This is a genomic window from Kitasatospora sp. SC0581 (genome assembly GCF_048159585.1).
Lineage (GTDB): Bacteria > Actinomycetota > Actinomycetes > Streptomycetales > Streptomycetaceae > Kitasatospora.
This window is the reverse complement of the sequence record NZ_JBLRWA010000119.1, coordinates 1-527: the sequence shown is the minus strand read 5'-3', so window position 1 is coordinate 527 and position 527 is coordinate 1. Positions and strand designations below refer to the sequence as shown.

1 protein-coding gene is annotated in these 527 nt (G+C 44.4%); it reads right to left on the bottom strand.

Going from position 1 to position 527, the window contains the following annotated elements; genetic code table 11:
• Positions 1–49 precede the first annotated feature (49 nt).
• On the bottom strand, positions 50–527 hold a 478-nt coding region (locus tag ACLWS4_RS37365), incomplete at its 5' end, for an MFS transporter (RefSeq protein WP_416876477.1).

Here is a 527-nt window from a genome sequence, read left to right as displayed (position 1 = left end):
ATCCTTTTTCGTTTTCGAGATGGTCTTTTTCAATCAAAATTCAATTTTTCTATCCCTTTCTTTTTGTTGATAACATCACCAATTGTCCTAGTAAAGCCACTAGCACAAGACAGCCGGCTGCAAATGGAAGTTGGAAGGGTGTCAATCCAGCTACCATAACAACCCCTCCAAGCGCAGACCCTACTGAGCTCCCTAAATAATTGGCGGAACTGTTTAAAGCGACAACAGCGGGTCCGTGTTTAGGCTGTAACTCGAGTAATACATGCTGTTGAGGGGCTAGTGAAGCCCATCCCATTGCACCCCAAATAAAGAAGGGTAGAAACATTAGAATCGGAATTCCCAGACTTAACGGCAGACTGAACATGGCTAATGCTAATAGAATTAGTATACCGCCCATAATCCAGCCTGGGCGTCCTATTCGATCAATAAGAGTACCAATGAATAAGCTGCCGACAACACCACCAATGCCCCAGGCCCAAAGATATGGTGTAACAGAATGGATTCCATCCAAGTTCTGCAAGATTGGA